The 16,612-nt window shown below is 62.7% G+C and carries 14 protein-coding genes; 8 read left to right on the top strand and 6 right to left on the bottom strand.

Annotated features, from left to right (window positions below):
* Positions 1-144 precede the first annotated feature (144 nt).
* Positions 145-1,521, bottom strand: coding sequence for an MFS transporter (locus tag C8264_RS06560; RefSeq protein ID WP_108460313.1), 1,377 nt, complete (start codon positions 1,519-1,521; stop codon positions 145-147).
* A 431-nt stretch (positions 1,522-1,952) separates the two neighbouring features.
* Between C8264_RS06560 and guaB the strand changes: the two genes are divergently transcribed.
* The 4 genes from guaB to C8264_RS06535 all read left to right on the top strand — a co-directional run bounded on the left by guaB (position 1,953) and on the right by C8264_RS06535 (position 5,916).
* Positions 1,953-3,455, top strand: a complete 1,503-nt coding sequence (guaB, locus tag C8264_RS06555) for an IMP dehydrogenase (RefSeq protein WP_108460167.1) — start codon at positions 1,953-1,955, stop codon at positions 3,453-3,455.
* A gap of 180 nt (positions 3,456-3,635) precedes the next feature.
* Positions 3,636-4,073, top strand: coding sequence for an MAPEG family protein (locus C8264_RS06545; RefSeq protein WP_162783491.1), 438 nt, complete (start codon positions 3,636-3,638; stop codon positions 4,071-4,073).
* The gene (locus C8264_RS06540) at positions 4,073-5,365 is read left to right on the top strand and encodes an RsmB/NOP family class I SAM-dependent RNA methyltransferase (RefSeq protein WP_108460165.1); all 1,293 of its coding nucleotides are present in this window, start codon (positions 4,073-4,075) and stop codon (positions 5,363-5,365) included. Before C8264_RS06545 ends, C8264_RS06540 begins: the two co-directional genes overlap by 1 nt.
* 68 nt (positions 5,366-5,433) lie before the next feature.
* Positions 5,434-5,916 carry a TspO/MBR family protein gene (locus tag C8264_RS06535; RefSeq protein ID WP_108460164.1) on the top strand — a complete coding sequence of 161 codons (483 nt, stop codon included), beginning with the start codon at positions 5,434-5,436 and terminating at the stop codon, positions 5,914-5,916.
* On the opposite strand, the gene C8264_RS06530 is transcribed toward C8264_RS06535, so the two are convergent.
* A complete protein-coding gene (locus C8264_RS06530) occupies positions 5,913-7,124 on the bottom strand; it encodes an acyltransferase family protein (protein WP_245892964.1) in 1,212 nt (403 codons plus the stop codon). The two genes, C8264_RS06535 and C8264_RS06530, sit on opposite strands and share 4 nt — an antisense overlap.
* A 117-nt stretch (positions 7,125-7,241) precedes the next feature.
* Here C8264_RS06530 and guaA point away from each other — a divergent pair, with 117 nt between their 5' ends.
* The 4 genes from guaA to C8264_RS06510 all read left to right on the top strand — a co-directional run bounded on the left by guaA (position 7,242) and on the right by C8264_RS06510 (position 12,758).
* On the top strand, positions 7,242-8,813 hold the full coding sequence (gene guaA, locus C8264_RS06525) for a glutamine-hydrolyzing GMP synthase (protein ID WP_108460163.1): 1,572 nt from the start codon (positions 7,242-7,244) through the stop codon (positions 8,811-8,813).
* A gap of 95 nt (positions 8,814-8,908) precedes the next feature.
* Positions 8,909-9,703: a tetratricopeptide repeat protein gene (locus tag C8264_RS06520; protein WP_108460162.1), complete on the top strand. Its 795-nt coding sequence runs from the start codon at positions 8,909-8,911 to the stop codon at positions 9,701-9,703.
* A gap of 38 nt (positions 9,704-9,741) precedes the next feature.
* Positions 9,742-11,193, top strand: a complete 1,452-nt coding sequence (gene der / locus C8264_RS06515; RefSeq protein ID WP_108460161.1) for a ribosome biogenesis GTPase Der — start codon at positions 9,742-9,744, stop codon at positions 11,191-11,193.
* 302 nt (positions 11,194-11,495) lie between these two features.
* The gene (locus tag C8264_RS06510) at positions 11,496-12,758 is read left to right on the top strand and encodes a hemolysin family protein (RefSeq protein ID WP_162783501.1); all 1,263 of its coding nucleotides are present in this window, start codon (positions 11,496-11,498) and stop codon (positions 12,756-12,758) included.
* A 142-nt stretch (positions 12,759-12,900) separates the two neighbouring features.
* On the opposite strand, the gene C8264_RS06505 is transcribed toward C8264_RS06510, so the two are convergent.
* The 4 genes from C8264_RS06505 to C8264_RS06490 all read right to left on the bottom strand — a co-directional run bounded on the left by C8264_RS06505 (position 12,901) and on the right by C8264_RS06490 (position 16,526).
* Complete coding sequence (locus C8264_RS06505) at positions 12,901-13,500, bottom strand: GNAT family N-acetyltransferase (RefSeq protein WP_108460159.1); 600 nt, start codon at positions 13,498-13,500, stop codon at positions 12,901-12,903.
* Positions 13,501-13,509: 9 nt separating this feature from the next.
* Positions 13,510-14,247, bottom strand: a complete 738-nt coding sequence (locus C8264_RS06500; protein ID WP_108460158.1) for an SDR family NAD(P)-dependent oxidoreductase — start codon at positions 14,245-14,247, stop codon at positions 13,510-13,512.
* Positions 14,247-15,749 carry an amidophosphoribosyltransferase gene (purF, locus tag C8264_RS06495; RefSeq protein WP_108460157.1) on the bottom strand — a complete coding sequence of 501 codons (1,503 nt, stop codon included), beginning with the start codon at positions 15,747-15,749 and terminating at the stop codon, positions 14,247-14,249. The genes C8264_RS06500 and purF overlap by 1 nt, the downstream gene beginning before the upstream one ends.
* A gap of 156 nt (positions 15,750-15,905) precedes the next feature.
* Positions 15,906-16,526 (bottom strand): CvpA family protein, encoded by a 621-nt coding sequence (locus tag C8264_RS06490; RefSeq protein WP_108460156.1) that lies wholly within the window; start codon positions 16,524-16,526, stop codon positions 15,906-15,908.
* Between the last annotated feature and the right edge of the window lie 86 nt (positions 16,527-16,612).

Raw genomic sequence — 16,612 nt, 5'->3', positions numbered from 1 at the left:
GGAATCCCACTTTCATGGTGCAGCAAGTGAGATTCCCGCTTTCGCGGGAATGACGCTGAGGATGGGGCTAGTCCTCACTCACCCGCCATACGGTGGTGGCGGCGGTGTGAAGCGGAAGCCGGTGGGAGGCTGGGCACCCGGCCTCTATTCCTTCGCCAGCCGAACCGCCCGGTGGCCCGATACATTGCTGCCGGCGTCGGCTGGTAGCCACAGATACGTCAAGCCTGCCATCGTGCTCAGGCCGCCGACCACGAAGAAGGCGATCTGGAAATCGATGACGGCCAGTTCGCCGCCGCGCAGGAGCGTGCTTGCTTCCAGTATTCCGCCTGCCACCGCGACGCCAAAGGCTATGCTGAGCTGCTGGGCTACCGCGACGATGGCGGTGGCCTGGCTCGCCTCGTCGTCGGCGATATCGGCATAGCCCAGGGCGTTGTTGCCTGTAAAGAAAACCGAGCGCAGGACGCCGCCGGCCAGCAGCACTGCCATGATGATTGGCACCGGCGTCTCGGCGTTGAAAATCCCCTGCGCGCCGATCAGCAGGCCGCCGAACAGGGCGCAGAATCCGAGCATGCGCGGAAAGCCGAAGCGGACGAATACCCGTTCGGCGACGAACTTGCTCATGATGGCGCCGATGGCCGAGACGAAGGTTATCGCGCCCGACTGGAAGGGGGTGAGACCAAAGCCGAGTTGCAGCATCAGCGGCAGCAGGAACGGAACCGCGCCGACCCCGATGCGGAACACTGAGCCGCCGACGATCGAGGTCCGGAACAGACGATGGCGGAACAGCGCCGGATCGAGCAGGGGGTAGGTCGTGCGCCTGGCATGGAGCAGATAGAGGATGCCCGCAATGACGCCGACGGCAAGGGTCAGATAGCCATAGATGATGGGCAGCGCCGGCAGGCTCACCACCGACAGGCCGAACACCGTCCCCGAAAAGGCCAGCGCGGCCAGAATGAAACCGACAAAATCGATCGGCCGTGGATTGCGCTCATCGGGCACGTTGAGAAAAATGCCGGCCAGAATGATCCCGGCAATGCCGATGGGAATGTTGATCCAGAATATCCAGTGCCAGCTGAGATAGGTGGTCAGGAATCCCCCGATCAGCGGCCCCGTCATAGGCCCGATCAGCGCCGGTATGGTCAACCAGGCCATTGCCGCCACCAGCTCGTTGCGCGGCGTCGAGCGGACCAGCAGCAGGCGGCCGACCGGGGTCATCATCGAGGAACCGATGCCCTGGAAGAACCGGGACATGACGAAGGTTTCGAGCGAAAACGACACCGAACAGGCAACCGACCCCAGCATGAATACGAATATCGCCAGCCGGAAGATGTTCTTGGCGCCAAACCGGTCGGCCATCCACCCGCTGATGGGAATGAAGATGGCCAGCGCCACGAAATAGGCGGTCAGTGCCAGCTTGAGCGCAATGGGCTCGGTCCCGATATCGGTCGCGATCGCGGGAAGCGAGGTGGCGATGACGGTCGAATCCATCTGCTCCATGAACAGGGCGACAGCCAGGATCAGCGGAGTGACACGAATCTTGAGCATTGAACCGGAGGGGAATCGCAAGCGGCCGCGAATGCGGCGGGGGCACTATGGACCGGGCGGCACACGCGCGAAAGCCTGAACCTTGGTTTCGGTTGCCAGCCACGGTGTCATTCCCGCGAAAGCGGGATTCCTGCATTTGTGCCGAAGGAAGTGAGGTTCCCGCTTTCGCGGGAATGACGCGGTGGGTGCAATTGAAGACGCGGTGGTGCAATTGGAAAGGGCGCAAAGTCAGCGGACCTCAAATCGCCCACCTCCCAAAAGCATGCCCGCCATTCCGTCCGCCCCCTTCCCAAGCCTTTCGCCCGGTGCTATTCACCCTCGCCAACCTGAACCCGGCGATCCCCCGCGACCATCCGGTTCATACCCCAACATTTCTGATCAACTCAGAAGTCCGGAAAGGTCTGGCCTTGGCAAAGATTATCACCACTATCACCGGCGATGCGGCTCTCACTTTCGATGACGTGCTGCTGCAGCCCGCCCGCTCCGATGTCCTGCCCGGCGAAACCGATATTTCCACCTATGTCACCAAGGACATAGCGCTCAATCTTCCCATCATTTCCTCGGCCATGGATACGGTCACCGAAAGCGCGATGGCCATCGCCATGGCGCAGGCCGGCGGGCTCGGCGTGATCCACAAGAACCTGACCGCAGCCGAGCAGGCCGAGCAGGTTCGCATGGTCAAGAGTTTTGAAAGCGGCATGGTGATCAACCCGATCACCATCGGCCCCGATGCAACGCTCGCCGACGCGCTGGCGCTCATGCAGGCCAACCGGATTTCGGGCATTCCGGTGGTCGAGAATGGCGGGGTAGGCGGGCGCGCCATCGGGCGGCTCGTCGGTATCCTGACCAACCGCGACGTGCGGTTTGCGTCCAATCCGGCACAGCCTATCAGCGAGTTGATGACCCACGAAAACCTCATCACCGTCCGCGACGGCGTCAGCAAGGACGAGGCCAAGGTGCTGCTGCACAAGCATCGTATCGAGAAGCTTCTCGTGGTCGATGCCGATGGCCGCTGCACCGGGCTCATCACCGTCAAGGATATCGAAAAGGCCCAGCTCAACCCCCACGCGGTCAAGGATGCACAGGGCCGCCTGCGCGTTGCCGCCGCCTCCACCGTTGGCGATCAGGGGTTCGAGCGCTCGCTGGCGCTGATCGATGCGGGCGTCGACCTGCTGGTCATCGACACTGCCCACGGCCATTCCGTCCGGGTTGCCGAAGCCGTCGAGCGCGTGAAGCGCGAAAGCAATTCCACCCGCATCGTCGCGGGCAATGTCGCCACCGCCGAGGCCACCAAGGCCCTGATCGGGGCGGGTGCCGACTCGGTGAAGATCGGCATCGGCCCGGGGTCCATCTGCACCACCCGCATCGTCGCGGGCGTCGGCGTGCCGCAACTGGCGGCGGTGATGGCCTGTGCCGAAGAAGGCGCCAAGCATGGCGTTCCCGTCATTGCCGATGGCGGAATCAAATTCTCAGGCGACATGGCCAAGGCACTGGCGGGCGGCGCTTCCTGCGTGATGGTCGGCTCACTCCTGGCGGGTACCGACGAGAGCCCCGGCGAGGTCTACCTCTATCAGGGCCGCTCCTATAAATCCTATCGCGGCATGGGCTCGGTGGGTGCAATGGGCTCGGGTTCTGCCGACCGCTACTTCCAGCAGGATGTGCGTGACCAGATGAAACTGGTGCCCGAGGGGATCGAAGGACAGGTGCCCTACAAGGGTGCTGCGGGCGCTGTTCTGCACCAGCTTGCGGGCGGGCTGCGCGCCTCGATGGGCTATACCGGCGCGCATAATCTGCAGGAATTCCGCGACAACTCGGTGTTCGTCAAGATTTCAGGCGCGGCCCTCAATGAGAGCCATGTCCACGACGTGACCATCACGCGCGAAGCGCCGAACTATCGCAGCGCTCGCTAAGTCTCAGACGGCGTAGCTGATCCAGCCGCGGAAGCTTAGCCCCGCATAAAACAGGCTGATGCCGGAGAAACCGGCCTCGGCCAGCATTTCCTCTTCCGGCGGCAAGATCGAATGCCTGGTGGAACCGATTCAGCTACAAGGGCTTAGCCCCGAGCCTTGAATCACCAGTGGAGCTTGCTCTTGCCGTTTACAGCCAGGCTGCTCATTCTCGCCATTGCCGCACAGGTGCTGCTCACCATAGTCATATTGCTGCTGATGGGCCGCGAACGCGTGCCGCGCGTCATGTCCGGCGAGATCGCCGTCAAGGATATCGCCGTCGAACGGACCGCCTATCCCTTGCGGGCGCGGATATTGTCCAACAGCTTCGACAATCAGTTTCAGCTGCCGGTGCTTTTCTATGTTGCCGCGCTACTGGCCCTGTTTGCCAGCGCTCCGGGTTGGGCCGAAGTGGTCTTCGCCTGGCTGTTTGTGGCGCTGCGCTATGTCCATGCGTTCATCCACCTGACGTCCAACGATGTGCGCCAGCGCTTCGCCGCCTATACCGCCGGCCTTGCGGTCCTTGGCCTTCTCTGGCTATGGCTCGTGCTTCGCCTTGTTATTCTAGCCCCGAGTATCTGATGCGCTTGCCAGGCCGCCTTTCTGCAGCAATCGAAGTCCTCACCGATGTGGAGACCCGCAAGCGTCCCGTCTCGGAGGCGCTGAAGGCCTGGGGGCTCAACAACCGCTTCGCCGGGGCAGGGGATCGCGCCGCCATCGGCAATCTGGTCTATGACGCCCTGCGACACCGCGCTTCGCACGCAGCCCTGATGGGCAGTGACAGTCCGCGCGCGCTGGTGCTGGCCGTTGCCGTGCGCGACTGGAACGAGGACCCGGCGGCCCTGAGCGAGAGCTTTGCCGCAGACAACCATGCGCCCGAGCCACTCAGCGATGACGAGAAGGCGCGCCTTGTCGGGCAGCTGCCCGATAGTACGCCGTCGCACATCCTGGCGGATTTACCCGAATGGCTCGCGCCGTCCCTGCAGCGGGCGTTCGATGACAACTGGATCGCCGAAGGGCAGGACATGGCCGGCCGCCCCTCGCTAGACCTGCGCACCAATACGCTGAAGTCGCAGCGCGAGCGCGTGCTCAAGTCGCTGGCTCGTTTCAATCCGAGGGAAACCGCCATCTCGCCGCTCGGCATCACCATGCCGGCCGGTCCCCGCGATGCGCGTACGCCGAACGTCACGACAGACGAGGGTTATCTCAAGGGCTGGTTCGAGGTGCAGGATCAGGGCAGCCAGATAGTGGCTCTCCTTGCCGGGGCCAAGCCGGGCGAGCAGGTGCTCGACCTTTGCGCTGGCGCCGGTGGCAAGACCCTGGCGCTCGCCGCCGCCATGGAGAACAAGGGGCAGATTTTCGCCTTCGACAGCGACCGCAATCGGCTGGCGCCCATCTATGATCGCCTCAAGCGCAACGGGGCTCGCAATGTTCAGGTCCGCGCGCCTAACCCGGGTGCATTGGACGATCTTGCGGGCAAGATCGACCGCGTCATCATCGATGCGCCCTGCACCGGGACCGGCACCTGGCGGCGCCGTCCCGATACCAAATGGAAACTCACGCCCGAACTGCTGCAGCAGCGCATGGGTGAACAGGCCGCGATTCTCGACGACGCGGTGCAGTTTCTGAAGCCCGGTGGCACGCTGGTTTACATCACCTGCTCCATCCTGCCGGAAGAGAACGATGACCAGATCGCGGCCTTCCTGGGCCGGCATGCTGGTTTCGAAGCGATACCGCCGGCTGATCTATGGCAAGCCGCTTTCGGCACGGAGCCGCCAGCGGGTGCGGTGACAGCGCAATCGGGGGTGGCGCTGACCCCGCGGCTGACGCAGACGGATGGGTTCTATCTCAACGCCATGCGGCGCACTGCATAGCCGGATGAACCTCCGAGGCGCGAGCGACGTTCTGGCTGGATAGTTTAACCAGAACGGGCGTTTCCGAGATGACTTCTGCCGTAGCCGACTACCGAACACCCCGTTCCTGGCTGATCCTTGCAGCCTTCATTGTCATCGTGGTCGGCGTCGGCGCATGGATCGGCAGTTTGTCGGCGCCGGGCGAATGGTATCAAAGCCTCGCGAAACCGCCCTTCAACCCACCGGGCTGGGTGTTTGGACCCGTCTGGTTCACGCTTTACGTGTTGATCGGCATTGCCGGCTGGCGCATCTGGATGACCGATCGCTCCGGCACGCCCATGAAGCTGTGGGTTGCGCAGATGCTGCTCAATTGGGCGTGGTCGCCCGTGTGGTTCATCGGCCAGATGCTGTGGGGCGCCTTCGCCATCATCATCGTCCTTCTGGCTGCGATCATCGCCTTCATCATCACCGCACGGCGGCAGGACAGGCTGGCATCCTGGCTGTTCGTGCCCTATGCCGCCTGGGTTGCTTTCGCCACGCTGCTCAATCTCTCGATAGCGCTGTTGAACTAGGCGCCGGCCGGTGCCGCCTCGCGCCTTGAGGGACGAGGCTCCAGCGTGCGCGCCCAACGCACCACGGGGCGCTCGAGGGCATAGAAGCTGACTGTCGCTATCGCAAAGCTGATCAGAACCGTGGCGGCACTCGACCAGAGCCAGATCGTCCAGGCATCGTCGCGTCCCATATCGAAGCTCGGCGGCACCAGCCGCTCCAACAGCCAGATCACGAGAAAGTGCCAGATATAGATGCCGAATGAGATGGCGGCGATGAAACGGCTGATCGGGTTATCCAGCAAGCGGCCCGTCAGCACGGAGGAGGGCAGGGCTACCAGTGTCGTTCCGACCGCCACTGGCATCCACGGGAAAGCATAGGGGATTCCAAACCAGCCATACCCCTCGTTCAGCCCGCCGATATGGGCCGCCATGGTCACGCCGGCGCCGACAATGCCACCAAGCCCGATCACATCGAACAGCCAGTGCCGCATGCCGGCGAATTTGACCTGCACCCCGCTGGCCAATGCGCCCAGCGCAAAGATCGCAAAAAAGCCGAGCGGATTGAACCGGGGCATCCATGCCTTGGCGCCGCCCAGGAGCCCGTGCTTCCAGCCGCGCCCGACCTCGTCGATCGGCGCCCATTGCACCACCATCCAGTGCGCCAGCAGCGCCAGCGCGACGACACCGATCCAGGCAAGGCGGGCCCGCCAGCTTTTCACTCCCAGCGCAAACAGCGCCGCAAGGCAGAACGGCAGCAGCACATAGGAGGTTACCTCGAAACCGATGGACCAAAGCGGCCCATTATTGTCGACGGGAAACAGCGTCATCCAGTGCCAATCGCCTAGCAGCAGGAACCCAGCGAGGAAGCGGATCGCCTGCTGACCATCGAACACCGAATTGCCCAGTGTGATGCTGAACACCAGGCTCACGACGAGCGCGAGCCAGAAGCCCGGCAGGATCCGCGCAGCGCGGCGCAGCGCATAAATCCGCAGATTCGGCATCGGATCGCCCCTGTCCAGCGCCACCCAGAATGGCCGCGCCAGCAGGAACCCGCTCAGCATGAAGAACACCGTCACCCCGAAGCTGCCCATCACCAGAAAGCCCTGCAGCCCCTGGAGCAGTTCGGGCACCTTGTCCGCGGGCATGCGAAACGCCAGGTGATGCAGCAGCACCATCATGCAGGCAGCGGCCCGCAGAAAGTCGGCGCCGAGCAGTTTTTGTTGGTTCACCGCGAATTCCCGCTGCGTGTTGCTTTGGCTGGCATGGCACGCGAAAATACACTGTGCAAGCCGGCCATGTCCTCGTCCCATCTTGCGCAAAAGCTGCGGCAGCGATAAGGCCTCGCCATGCAAAGCCCCGACATCCTCGACCACCCGCAATCCATCCTCATCGTGGACTTCGGTTCGCAAGTCACCCAGTTGATTGCGCGCCGCATCCGCGAGACCGGCGTTTATTGCGAGATACACCCCTTCCAGCAGGCCGCCGCTGCCATGGCCGCGATGCAACCCAAGGGCGTGGTTCTATCAGGCGGCCCAGCATCCACGCTGGACGAGAACGCGCCCACCATCGATCCCTCGATCCTGGCCGCCAATGTTCCGATCCTGGGCATCTGCTATGGTCAGCAGGCCCTGTGCATGGCGCTGGGCGGCAAGGTCGAAGCCGGCCATCACCGCGAGTTCGGCCGCGCGGAACTCACCGTCCAAAAGCCGTCGAGCCTGACCGAAGGCGTGTGGGAGCTGAGCACCGAGCATCAGGTGTGGATGAGCCATGGCGACCGCGTCGTCGCGCTCCCTGAGGGGTTTGAGGTCGTCGGCACTTCGCCCAACGCCCCCTTCGCGATGATCGCCAACGAAGAGCGCCGCATCTGGGCCGTGCAGTTCCACCCCGAGGTGGTTCACACCCCTGACGGCGGCAAGCTCTACGCCAATTTCGTGCACCAGATTTGCGGCATTCCGTCGAACTGGAACATGTCTGCCTATCGCCAGAAGATGATCGAAAAGATCCGCGCCCAGGTTGGCAGCGGCAAGGTCATCTGCGGCCTTTCGGGCGGCGTCGATTCATCGGTCGCGGCCGTGCTGATCCATGAAGCCATTGGCGATCAGTTGACCTGCATCTATGTCGATCACGGCCTGATGCGGCTCAACGAGAGCGAACAGGTCGTCACCATGTTCCGCGACCAGTACAATATTCCGCTGGTCCACGTTGATGCCTCAAAGGTGTTCCTGCGCGAGCTGGAAGGGCAGAGCGACCCCGAGACCAAGCGCAAGATCATCGGGCGGCTGTTCATCGAGACCTTCGAGGAAGAAGCCAAGAAGCTTGGCGGCGCCGAGTTCCTGGCGCAGGGCACGCTTTACCCCGACGTCATCGAATCGGTGTCGTTCACGGGCGGCCCTTCGGTGACCATCAAGAGCCACCACAATGTTGGCGGGCTGCCCGAGCGCATGAACATGCAGCTCGTCGAGCCGCTGCGCGAGCTGTTCAAGGACGAAGTCCGTGCCCTTGGCCGTGAACTCGGGCTGCCCGAAAGCTTTATCGGCCGCCACCCGTTTCCCGGCCCGGGCCTTGCTATTCGCTGCCCCGGCGGCATCAGCCCCGAGAAGCTCGACATCCTCCGCAAGGCCGATGCGATCTATCTCGATGAGATCCGCAAGTCGGGCCAATACGACAAGATCTGGCAGGCTTTCGCGGTGCTGCTCCCCGTGCAGACGGTTGGCGTCATGGGCGATGGCCGCACCTATGAGTTCGTCTGCGCCCTGCGCGCAGTGACCTCTGTGGACGGCATGACGGCGGATTTCTATCAGTTCGACATAAACTTCCTGGGCCGCACGGCCACCCGCATCATCAATGAAGTGCGGGGCATCAACCGCGTCGTCTACGACGTCACCAGCAAGCCGCCGGGTACGATCGAGTGGGAATAGGCTGGCGCGGCCACGCTTGCTGAAGCCCTTCGTTTGCATTCCCCCGGCAGCGTGCTAAACGTGCGCCCATTCAACTTCCGACCTTCAGGCAGGCCATGTCACAGGACAATATTTTTCGCGAAGTCGACGAGGAGCTGCGCAGCGATCGCATGCGCGCCCTGTGGCGTCGTTTCGCGCCCTATGTGATCGGCGCCGCCGTCGGTGTCGTGGCCATCGTTGCATTGAATGAAGGCTGGAGCTGGTATCACTCCAACAATGCCGCTGCGTCTTCGGACGAGCTTTATCAGGCGTTCGACCTGATCGAAGGCGGCGACCTGGCTGCCGCCACGGCCCAACTGGATGCCGTCATCGCCGATGGCTCGGGAAGCTATCCCGTACTGGCAGAATTCCGCAAGGCGGGCGTCCTGGCCCAGGATGGCGACACTGCCGCGGCCGTCGCGGCTTATGACAAGCTGGCCAATGAGCAATCCAATCCGCGGCTGCGCGAACTGGCGCTGGTTCTTGCTGGAACGTTGCTGGTCGATACCGGCAGCCTGGCCGATGTGCAGGCGCGCGTCGGAACTATCGCGACCGAAGGCAATCCGCTGCGCAATGCTGCGCGGGAAGCTCTGGGCCTGGCCCAGTACAAGGCTGGTGATCTTGCTGCCGCCCAGGCCAGCTTTGAAGCGGTGATCAATGATCCGCTGACCATGAGCACTACGCGCAACCGCATGGGCTATTACCTTGCCCAGCTGCTTGCCGAAGGCGCAGCGCCCACAGCTGATGCCAATTCTGCTGCCGAGGGGGCCGCAACTGAAATTGACGAGCTCCTGACCGAGGAAGCTCCAGCGGCGCCAGCCGAAGAGGCTTCTGCCGCAAACACCACCGAAACCGCGCCCGCCGCTCAATAGGCGGCTGTGCCATTGCCTGACTGAAAGAGCCCAAGAGCATGACCGTCACCGTTGCCATTGTCGGTCGTCCCAATGTCGGCAAATCGACGCTTTTCAATCGCCTGGTCGGTCGCAAGATCGCGCTGGTAGATGACACGCCCGGCGTTACGCGCGATCGCCGCGAAGCCGAAGGCCGCATTGCGGACCTGACGTTCCGCATTCTCGACACCGCCGGCTACGAAGACGTCAAGGACGGCAGCCTCGAAGACCGCATGCGCCAGCAGACCGAACTGGCCATCAAGGAAGCCGACGTCATCCTGTTCATGATCGACGCCCGCGCCGGGGTCGTTCCGCTCGACCAGCGCTTCGCGCAGGTGTTGCGCAAGGCCGGCAAGGACGTGCACCTCGTGGGCAACAAGGCCGAGAGCGGCGCTGCCGAAGCGGGGCTCGTCGAAGCCTTCAAACTTGGTTTTGGCGAAGCTATCCCGCTATCCGCCGAACACGGGCTGGGCCTGGCTGAACTCTATTCCATCGTTTCGGCCGCCATCGACAAGGCCGCTGCGGACCGCGAGGGTGAGGACGTTGCCGATCTGGACGTCATGCCAGAAGTCGATGTCGATATCACCGAGGACATGCTGGAAGGCGAGGGGGATGAAGCAACCCTGCGCTGGAACCCCAACCGCTACCTCAACGTCGCCATCGTCGGCCGCCCGAATGCGGGCAAGTCCACCCTGATCAACCGCATGGTTGGCGAAGACCGCGTGCTGGTCGGCCCGGAGGCCGGCATTACCCGCGATTCGATCCTGGTGCCGTGGGAATGGGAAGGGCGCGTGATCAACCTCGTTGATACCGCCGGCATCCGTCGCCGTTCGCGCGTTACCCAAAAGCTCGAAAAGCTCGCCGTTGGGGACAGCCTGCGCTCCATCCAGTACGCCGAAGTGGTCGTGCTGATGCTGGACGCCACCATCCCGTTCGAAAAGCAGGATCTGGCGCTTGCCGATCTGGTCGAGCGGGAAGGCCGCGCCTTGGTCATCGCGCTCAACAAGTGGGATCTGATCGAGGACAAGAACGCGGCTCTGACGGCGCTTCGCGAAGAGTGCGAGCGCTTGCTGCCGCAGCTGCGTGGTGTTCCCCTGGTGACGCTTTCGGGCCTCACCGGCAAGAACATCGACAAGCTGATGGAAGCGATCTTCAAGATCGAGCGCAGCTGGAACTCCCACGTTTCCACGGCGCGCCTTAATCGCTGGCTCACCGGCATGGTCGAGAGCCATCCGCCACCGGCTGTTTCCGGGCGCCGCCTCAAGCTGCGCTACATGACGCAGGCCAAGACGAGGCCACCGAGCTTCATTCTCTTTGCCTCACGGCCTGAAGCGCTGCCGATGGCGTATCAACGCTATCTGGTGAATGGTATCCGCGAAGCCTTTGACATCAAAGGCTCGCCGATCCGCCTTTGGGTGCGTGGCGGCAGCGAGAACCCGTACAACGACAAGCAGAAGCGTCGTCTGGGCTAGGCGGCCATTCTGTCTCGGTTGCGCCTCTCTTCGAGGGGCGAGTGTTCATTTCCGGCACCTAACGGTTTCCCAACTATGACGCTGTGGGCGGAATTGGCGGGGGACGATGAGCCAGAAGTAAACACTTCCCTTCGAGGAGGAGGTGGCAACAGGTCGGTGATGGATCACGCCTCACAGCCCCTGCGACAAATTTCAAACGCCCATGGCGTAACGCATTCACTTGCCCTAACATTGTTCCGTCAAAGCGACCCGATGCTGAGTGCGGGGCCGCATTTTTATGAAAAATAGTGTTCGCTGAAATATTGATCGTCGTCGTTCTGACCGTCATCAACGGCTTGTTGGCAATGTCGGAACTGGCCGTCGTCTCCGCCCGTCCGGCGCGGCTTCGCAGCATGGCCGAGCAGGGCAACAAGGGCGCTGCCACGGCCATCAAGCTGGCTGAAGACCCAGGCAAGTTTCTTTCCTCCGTGCAGATCGGCATTACCCTGGTCGGTATCCTGTCCGGTGCATTCTCGGGTGCAACGCTTGGTCTGCGGCTTACCGCATGGCTGGATTCCATCGGGGTAGCCCGCAACGTCGCCGATGTTCTGGGCGTTGCCGTCGTCGTCGTGTTCATCACCTATATCTCGCTCATCATTGGCGAACTGGTTCCCAAGCAGATCGCCTTGCGCGACGCTGAAGGCGTTGCCGCTCGCGTGGCGCCGGCCATGAAGATACTGGCCAAGATCGGCTCGCCGATCGTCTGGGTGCTCGATGTATCCGGCAAGGGCGTGCTGACCCTTCTGGGGCAGGGCGGAGAGGCCGAGGAAACCGTCACCGAAGAAGAGGTCAAGACCATCATCGCCGAGGCTACGACGGCCGGCGTGATCGAGACGGACGAGCATTCGATGATCTCGGGCGTGATGCGGCTAGCGGATCGCTCTGCCCGCGGGCTGATGACACCGCGGCTCGATGTGGACGTGGTCGATCTGGCCGACGACGGCGACGAAATTCGCCGGACCATCCTCGATACCCACCGCTCACGCCTGCTGGTGCAGGATGGCGACGCCGATTCGATCATCGGCGTCGTGGCCATCAAGGACATCATCGGCGTCTTCGCCAATGGCCAGCCGCTCGACCTGCGCAAATTCGTGCAGCCCGTGCCAGTGGTGATGGATCATGCCGACGCGCTCGATGTGGTGCGGGCAATCCGCAACTCGACCGTGCATATGGCGCTGGTCGTGGACGAATACGGACACTTCGAGGGTATCGTGACCTCGGCCGATATCCTTGAGGTCATCACCGGCGTCTTCCAGGAGGAAACCGGTGACGATCCGGCCATCGTCAGGCGCGAGGACGGGTCCTACTTGGTTGCGGGCTGGATGCCTGTCGATGAATTTGGTGAGAAGCTCAAGGTTGCAATTCCGCGCGATGCCAAGTTCGAGACGGTTGCCGGATATGTGCTGTCGATCATCAACCGCCTGCCCAGCGTCGGCGAAACGTTCGAACACAATGGCTGGAAGTTCGAAGTCGTCGATCTCGATGGCCGTCGCATCGACAAGGTGATGATGACCAAGCTGGATTAGCTTGCCCCCTCTCCCTTTGGGGTGAGGGGTGAAGGCTTCTCGGCTCGAGCCACGACGCCTGAACCCCTCATCCGGCCCTGCGGGCCACCTTCTCCCCTCAGGGGAGAAGGGAAGGACAGGGTTTCGCTAGCGGATACCTGCGTTAGTCGAGCGCCATTCCGAACCAGGCTGTTCGGCCTATGGTCATGAGCGGGGCGAAGCCTGCTTTGGTCCAGAAGGCGATGCCGCCTGCGTTGTTGGCACTGGCGCCCAGGTGAGTGCCCGGAACGCCTGCTTGCCGTGCACCGGCAATCCATTTATGCACCAGCGCCGTACCGACGCCCTGGCCGCGAAGGCGAGGGAGCAGGTTCATGTGGATATGTGCGGGGTATCGTGCCACCAGCTCCGCTGGGTTGACCTCAGGCGTTAATATCGCGGCGATGCGCCCGCGGTCGGCCTCCGTCGGCTCGAAGATGGGTTCAGCGTAGCGCTGCCGCAGGGAAGGCCACCATTCTCGCTCTAGTTTCTGGGCGAAACGATCAGTGTCGTAAGTTCCCACCAGATAACCGGCAACGCCTTGCTCGTCCTCGGCAACCAGTGCTTGCTCCGGCTCGATCACAGCGTAGGGCGCAGCATAGATGTGCCCTATGAGCTGCGGATCGTTGTGCAAGGGGGTGGCGTCTTGGCCGGACGAGCCGGTCACGAGGCAGATGTGATACAACGCCTCCAGATCGTCGGGGCGAACACTGCGCAGGGTGACCACGAGCGGCTCCTAGAGGTCGGAAAAGGCGCCGGTCGTCATATCAAACAGCTTGCCGCTCTCCGTCACCGCAGGGCTCAGCAGATCGACCAGCTTGGGCGCGATTTCGGAAGGTGTTGGCAAGGTATCGGGGTTCTCGCCGGGCATGGCCTTGGCGCGCATGGCGGTGCGCACGGCGCCGGGATAGAACACATTGACCTTGACCTTGGACTGCTCTGTCTCTCCGGCATAGGACTTGACCATGGCATCCAGCGCCGCCTTGCTGGCGGCATGGAGGCCCCAGAAGGGCCGTGCCGATTTTGCCGAGGACGACGAGACGAACACCGCCCGACCGGCATCAGCCTGGCGCAGCAGCAAATCGGTGGAGCGGAGCAGGCGATAATTGGCGGTCACGTTGACGGCCATCACCTTGTCGAAATCCTCGGGCTTCACATGGGGCAGGGGGCTGAGCACACCGAGCTGGCCTGCGTTGGCAATCAAACCGTCCAGCGCACCCCAGCGCTCGAAGATCGCTGCGCCCAACCGGTCGATGGCCTCGCCGTCCCGCAGGTCGAGCGGCACGAGCGTGGCCGAGGAGCCCAGATCCTGGATTTCATCGTCCAGCTCTTCCAGGCCACCGACGGTGCGCGCCACCGCCACGACATGTGCCCCGCGCTTGGCCGCCTCGAGAGCGGCCGCATAGCCGATGCCCCGCGAGGCACCTGTTACCAGGATGACCTTGCCGGCAAGGCCCGTCGTCGATTGCGCCATTAACCGGCTTCCTTGAGAAGAGAGATTTGTTTCGGCTCGTTCTTGGAGCGGCCGTTGCGATCGGTCAACTGCGTCGGGTAGTCGCCCGTAAAATAATGGTCGGTGAACTGGGGCGCGGCATTGTTGCGCGGCTCGCCACCCACTGCATCATAGAGCCCGTCTATCGACAGGAACGCCAGCGAATCTGCGCCGATAAACTTGCACATGGAGTCCAGGTCCAGATGCTGGTTGGCCAGCAGTTTTTCCGGGTCTGGCGTGTCGATGCCGTAATAATCGGAATAATAGATCATCGGGCTCGCCACTCGGATATGCACTTCCGTGGCCCCGGCTTCGCGCATCATCTGCACGATCTTGACCGAAGTGGTGCCGCGCACGATCGAATCATCGATCAGCACGACGCGCTTGCCGGCGATCTCGTGCCGGTTGGCCGAGTGCTTGAGCTTGACGCCAAAGGCGCGGATCGACTGCGTCGGCTCGATAAAGGTGCGCCCAACATAGTGGTTGCGGATGATGCCGAGCTCGAACGGAATGCCGCTGGCCTGGGCAAAGCCGATCGCCGCGGGCGTGCCGCCATCAGGCACCGGCACCACCACGTCGGCTTGCACCGGCGCTTCCTTGGCCAGATTGATGCCCATGCGCTTGCGTGCGCCATAAACACTGCGACCGGCGACCACCGAATCGGGGCGCGCGAAGTACACATATTCGAACAGGCAGGGCCGCTCCGGCGCCGGTCGGGCCGGCTTGCGCGCTTCGATCGTGATCGTGCCATCCGGCTGCAATTCGCAGATGATCACTTCGCCATTTTCGACGTCGCGGATGTATTTCGCACCGATGATGTCGAGCGCGCAGGTCTCCGAGCAGAAGATCGGCTTGCCATCCAGTTCGCCCATGACGAGCGGACGAATACCGATCGGGTCACGCGCCGCAATGAGCTTGGTGCGCGTCATCGCCAGCATGGCATAACCGCCTTCCATCTGCCGGATGGCATCGATGAAGCGGTCGGTGGTGGAGGTGTGGCGCGAGCGCGCGACGAGATGGAGCACCACTTCGGTATCGGAGGTCGACTGGCAGATCGCGCCTGTGGCGATGATCTGGCGGCGCAGCGTCAGCCCGTTTGTGAAATTGCCGTTATGCGCAATGGCGATGCCGCCATCCTCGAGTTCGGCAAACAGCGGCTGCACATTGCGTAGCGCGACTTCTCCAGTGGTCGAATAGCGGGTGTGCCCGATGGAGATCGAACCAGGCAGTTTGGCGAGCAGGGCGGGGTCGGTATAGTGATCGCCCACAAGGCCCATGCGCTTTTCAGCGTAAAACTGCTTGCCGTCAAAGCTGACGATGCCGGCCGCTTCCTGGCCGCGATGCTGTAGCGCGTGCAGCCCGAGTGCCGTCAGCGTCGAAGCGTCGCTATGGCCCAGAATGCCAAACACGCCGCATTCTTCGTGCAGCGTGTCGCCTTCGAGATCGAAAGAGTCATCGTTCGGATGGTTCAACGGGCTCTCCATGCCAATGCTGGCTTAACCGCAGGACGGCGCCGCTTCGTGCGGCCAAGGCCAGGATGTGGGTTGCGCCCCAGCCATAGCCTAAAAAGCATGAGCTAACCATTACCCATCGGGGCGGTCAGCTTTGTGGCCAGCGCTCGGCGCTCACCATTTGGTGATTCAAACCGGCGCCGGCGGCGTCACGTCCGTTGCCGGAGCGGTGCTGTCTTCGGTGGCATCGGTGCCTTCGTCGACGGGCGCGCCGGGAACCTCTGCATCTTCGGTGATGGCCGAGCCGCCGCGAAGAATCTCGGTGACCTGCTCTTCAAGGCCCTCAGGCAGCATGGAAATCAGCGAATTTCCCATGTTCTGAAGGTGTGGCAGGGACTGCGAGTTCGCGGCCCAGGGCGGCAGATTGTTGGGCAGCAGCCAGGTGCCGAAAATGGTGATGACAATGGCGATCAGGATGCCGCGCAACACGCCGAACACGAAGCCCAGCGTGCGGTCGATCGGGCCCACCCGGCTGTCCACGACGAAATCGGCAATGCGCATCGTCAACAGGTGCAGGACAATCAAGGCCACGATGAAGGTAACGACCACGGTGGCGATATCGGCCACCAGCGGCTCGTCGATATATTGGCGCGCAATTTCGGGGTGATACTGCCACATATAGATGGCGATTGCCGCCGAACCGGCCCAGGTGGCCAGGGACAAGACTTCGCGGGTCAGGCCGCGCGCGGTTGCCAGGATTGCTGAAATCAGCACCAGCACACCAACACCAACGTCGAACGCTGTCAGCATATTTGTTCGCTTAGCTCCAATAGCCGCCCCGGCAGTCTGGGGCTTCGTTTAGCGGCTTTGTGCAGCAATGCCAAGGGTAAGCGGCG

Origin of the sequence: Devosia naphthalenivorans, assembly GCF_003056355.1 — a bacterium.
In the GTDB taxonomy this organism is placed as follows: Bacteria; Pseudomonadota; Alphaproteobacteria; order Rhizobiales; family Devosiaceae; genus Devosia; species Devosia naphthalenivorans.
Note: the sequence above shows the minus strand (reverse complement) of the source record. Positions and strands in the feature narration are given on the sequence as shown.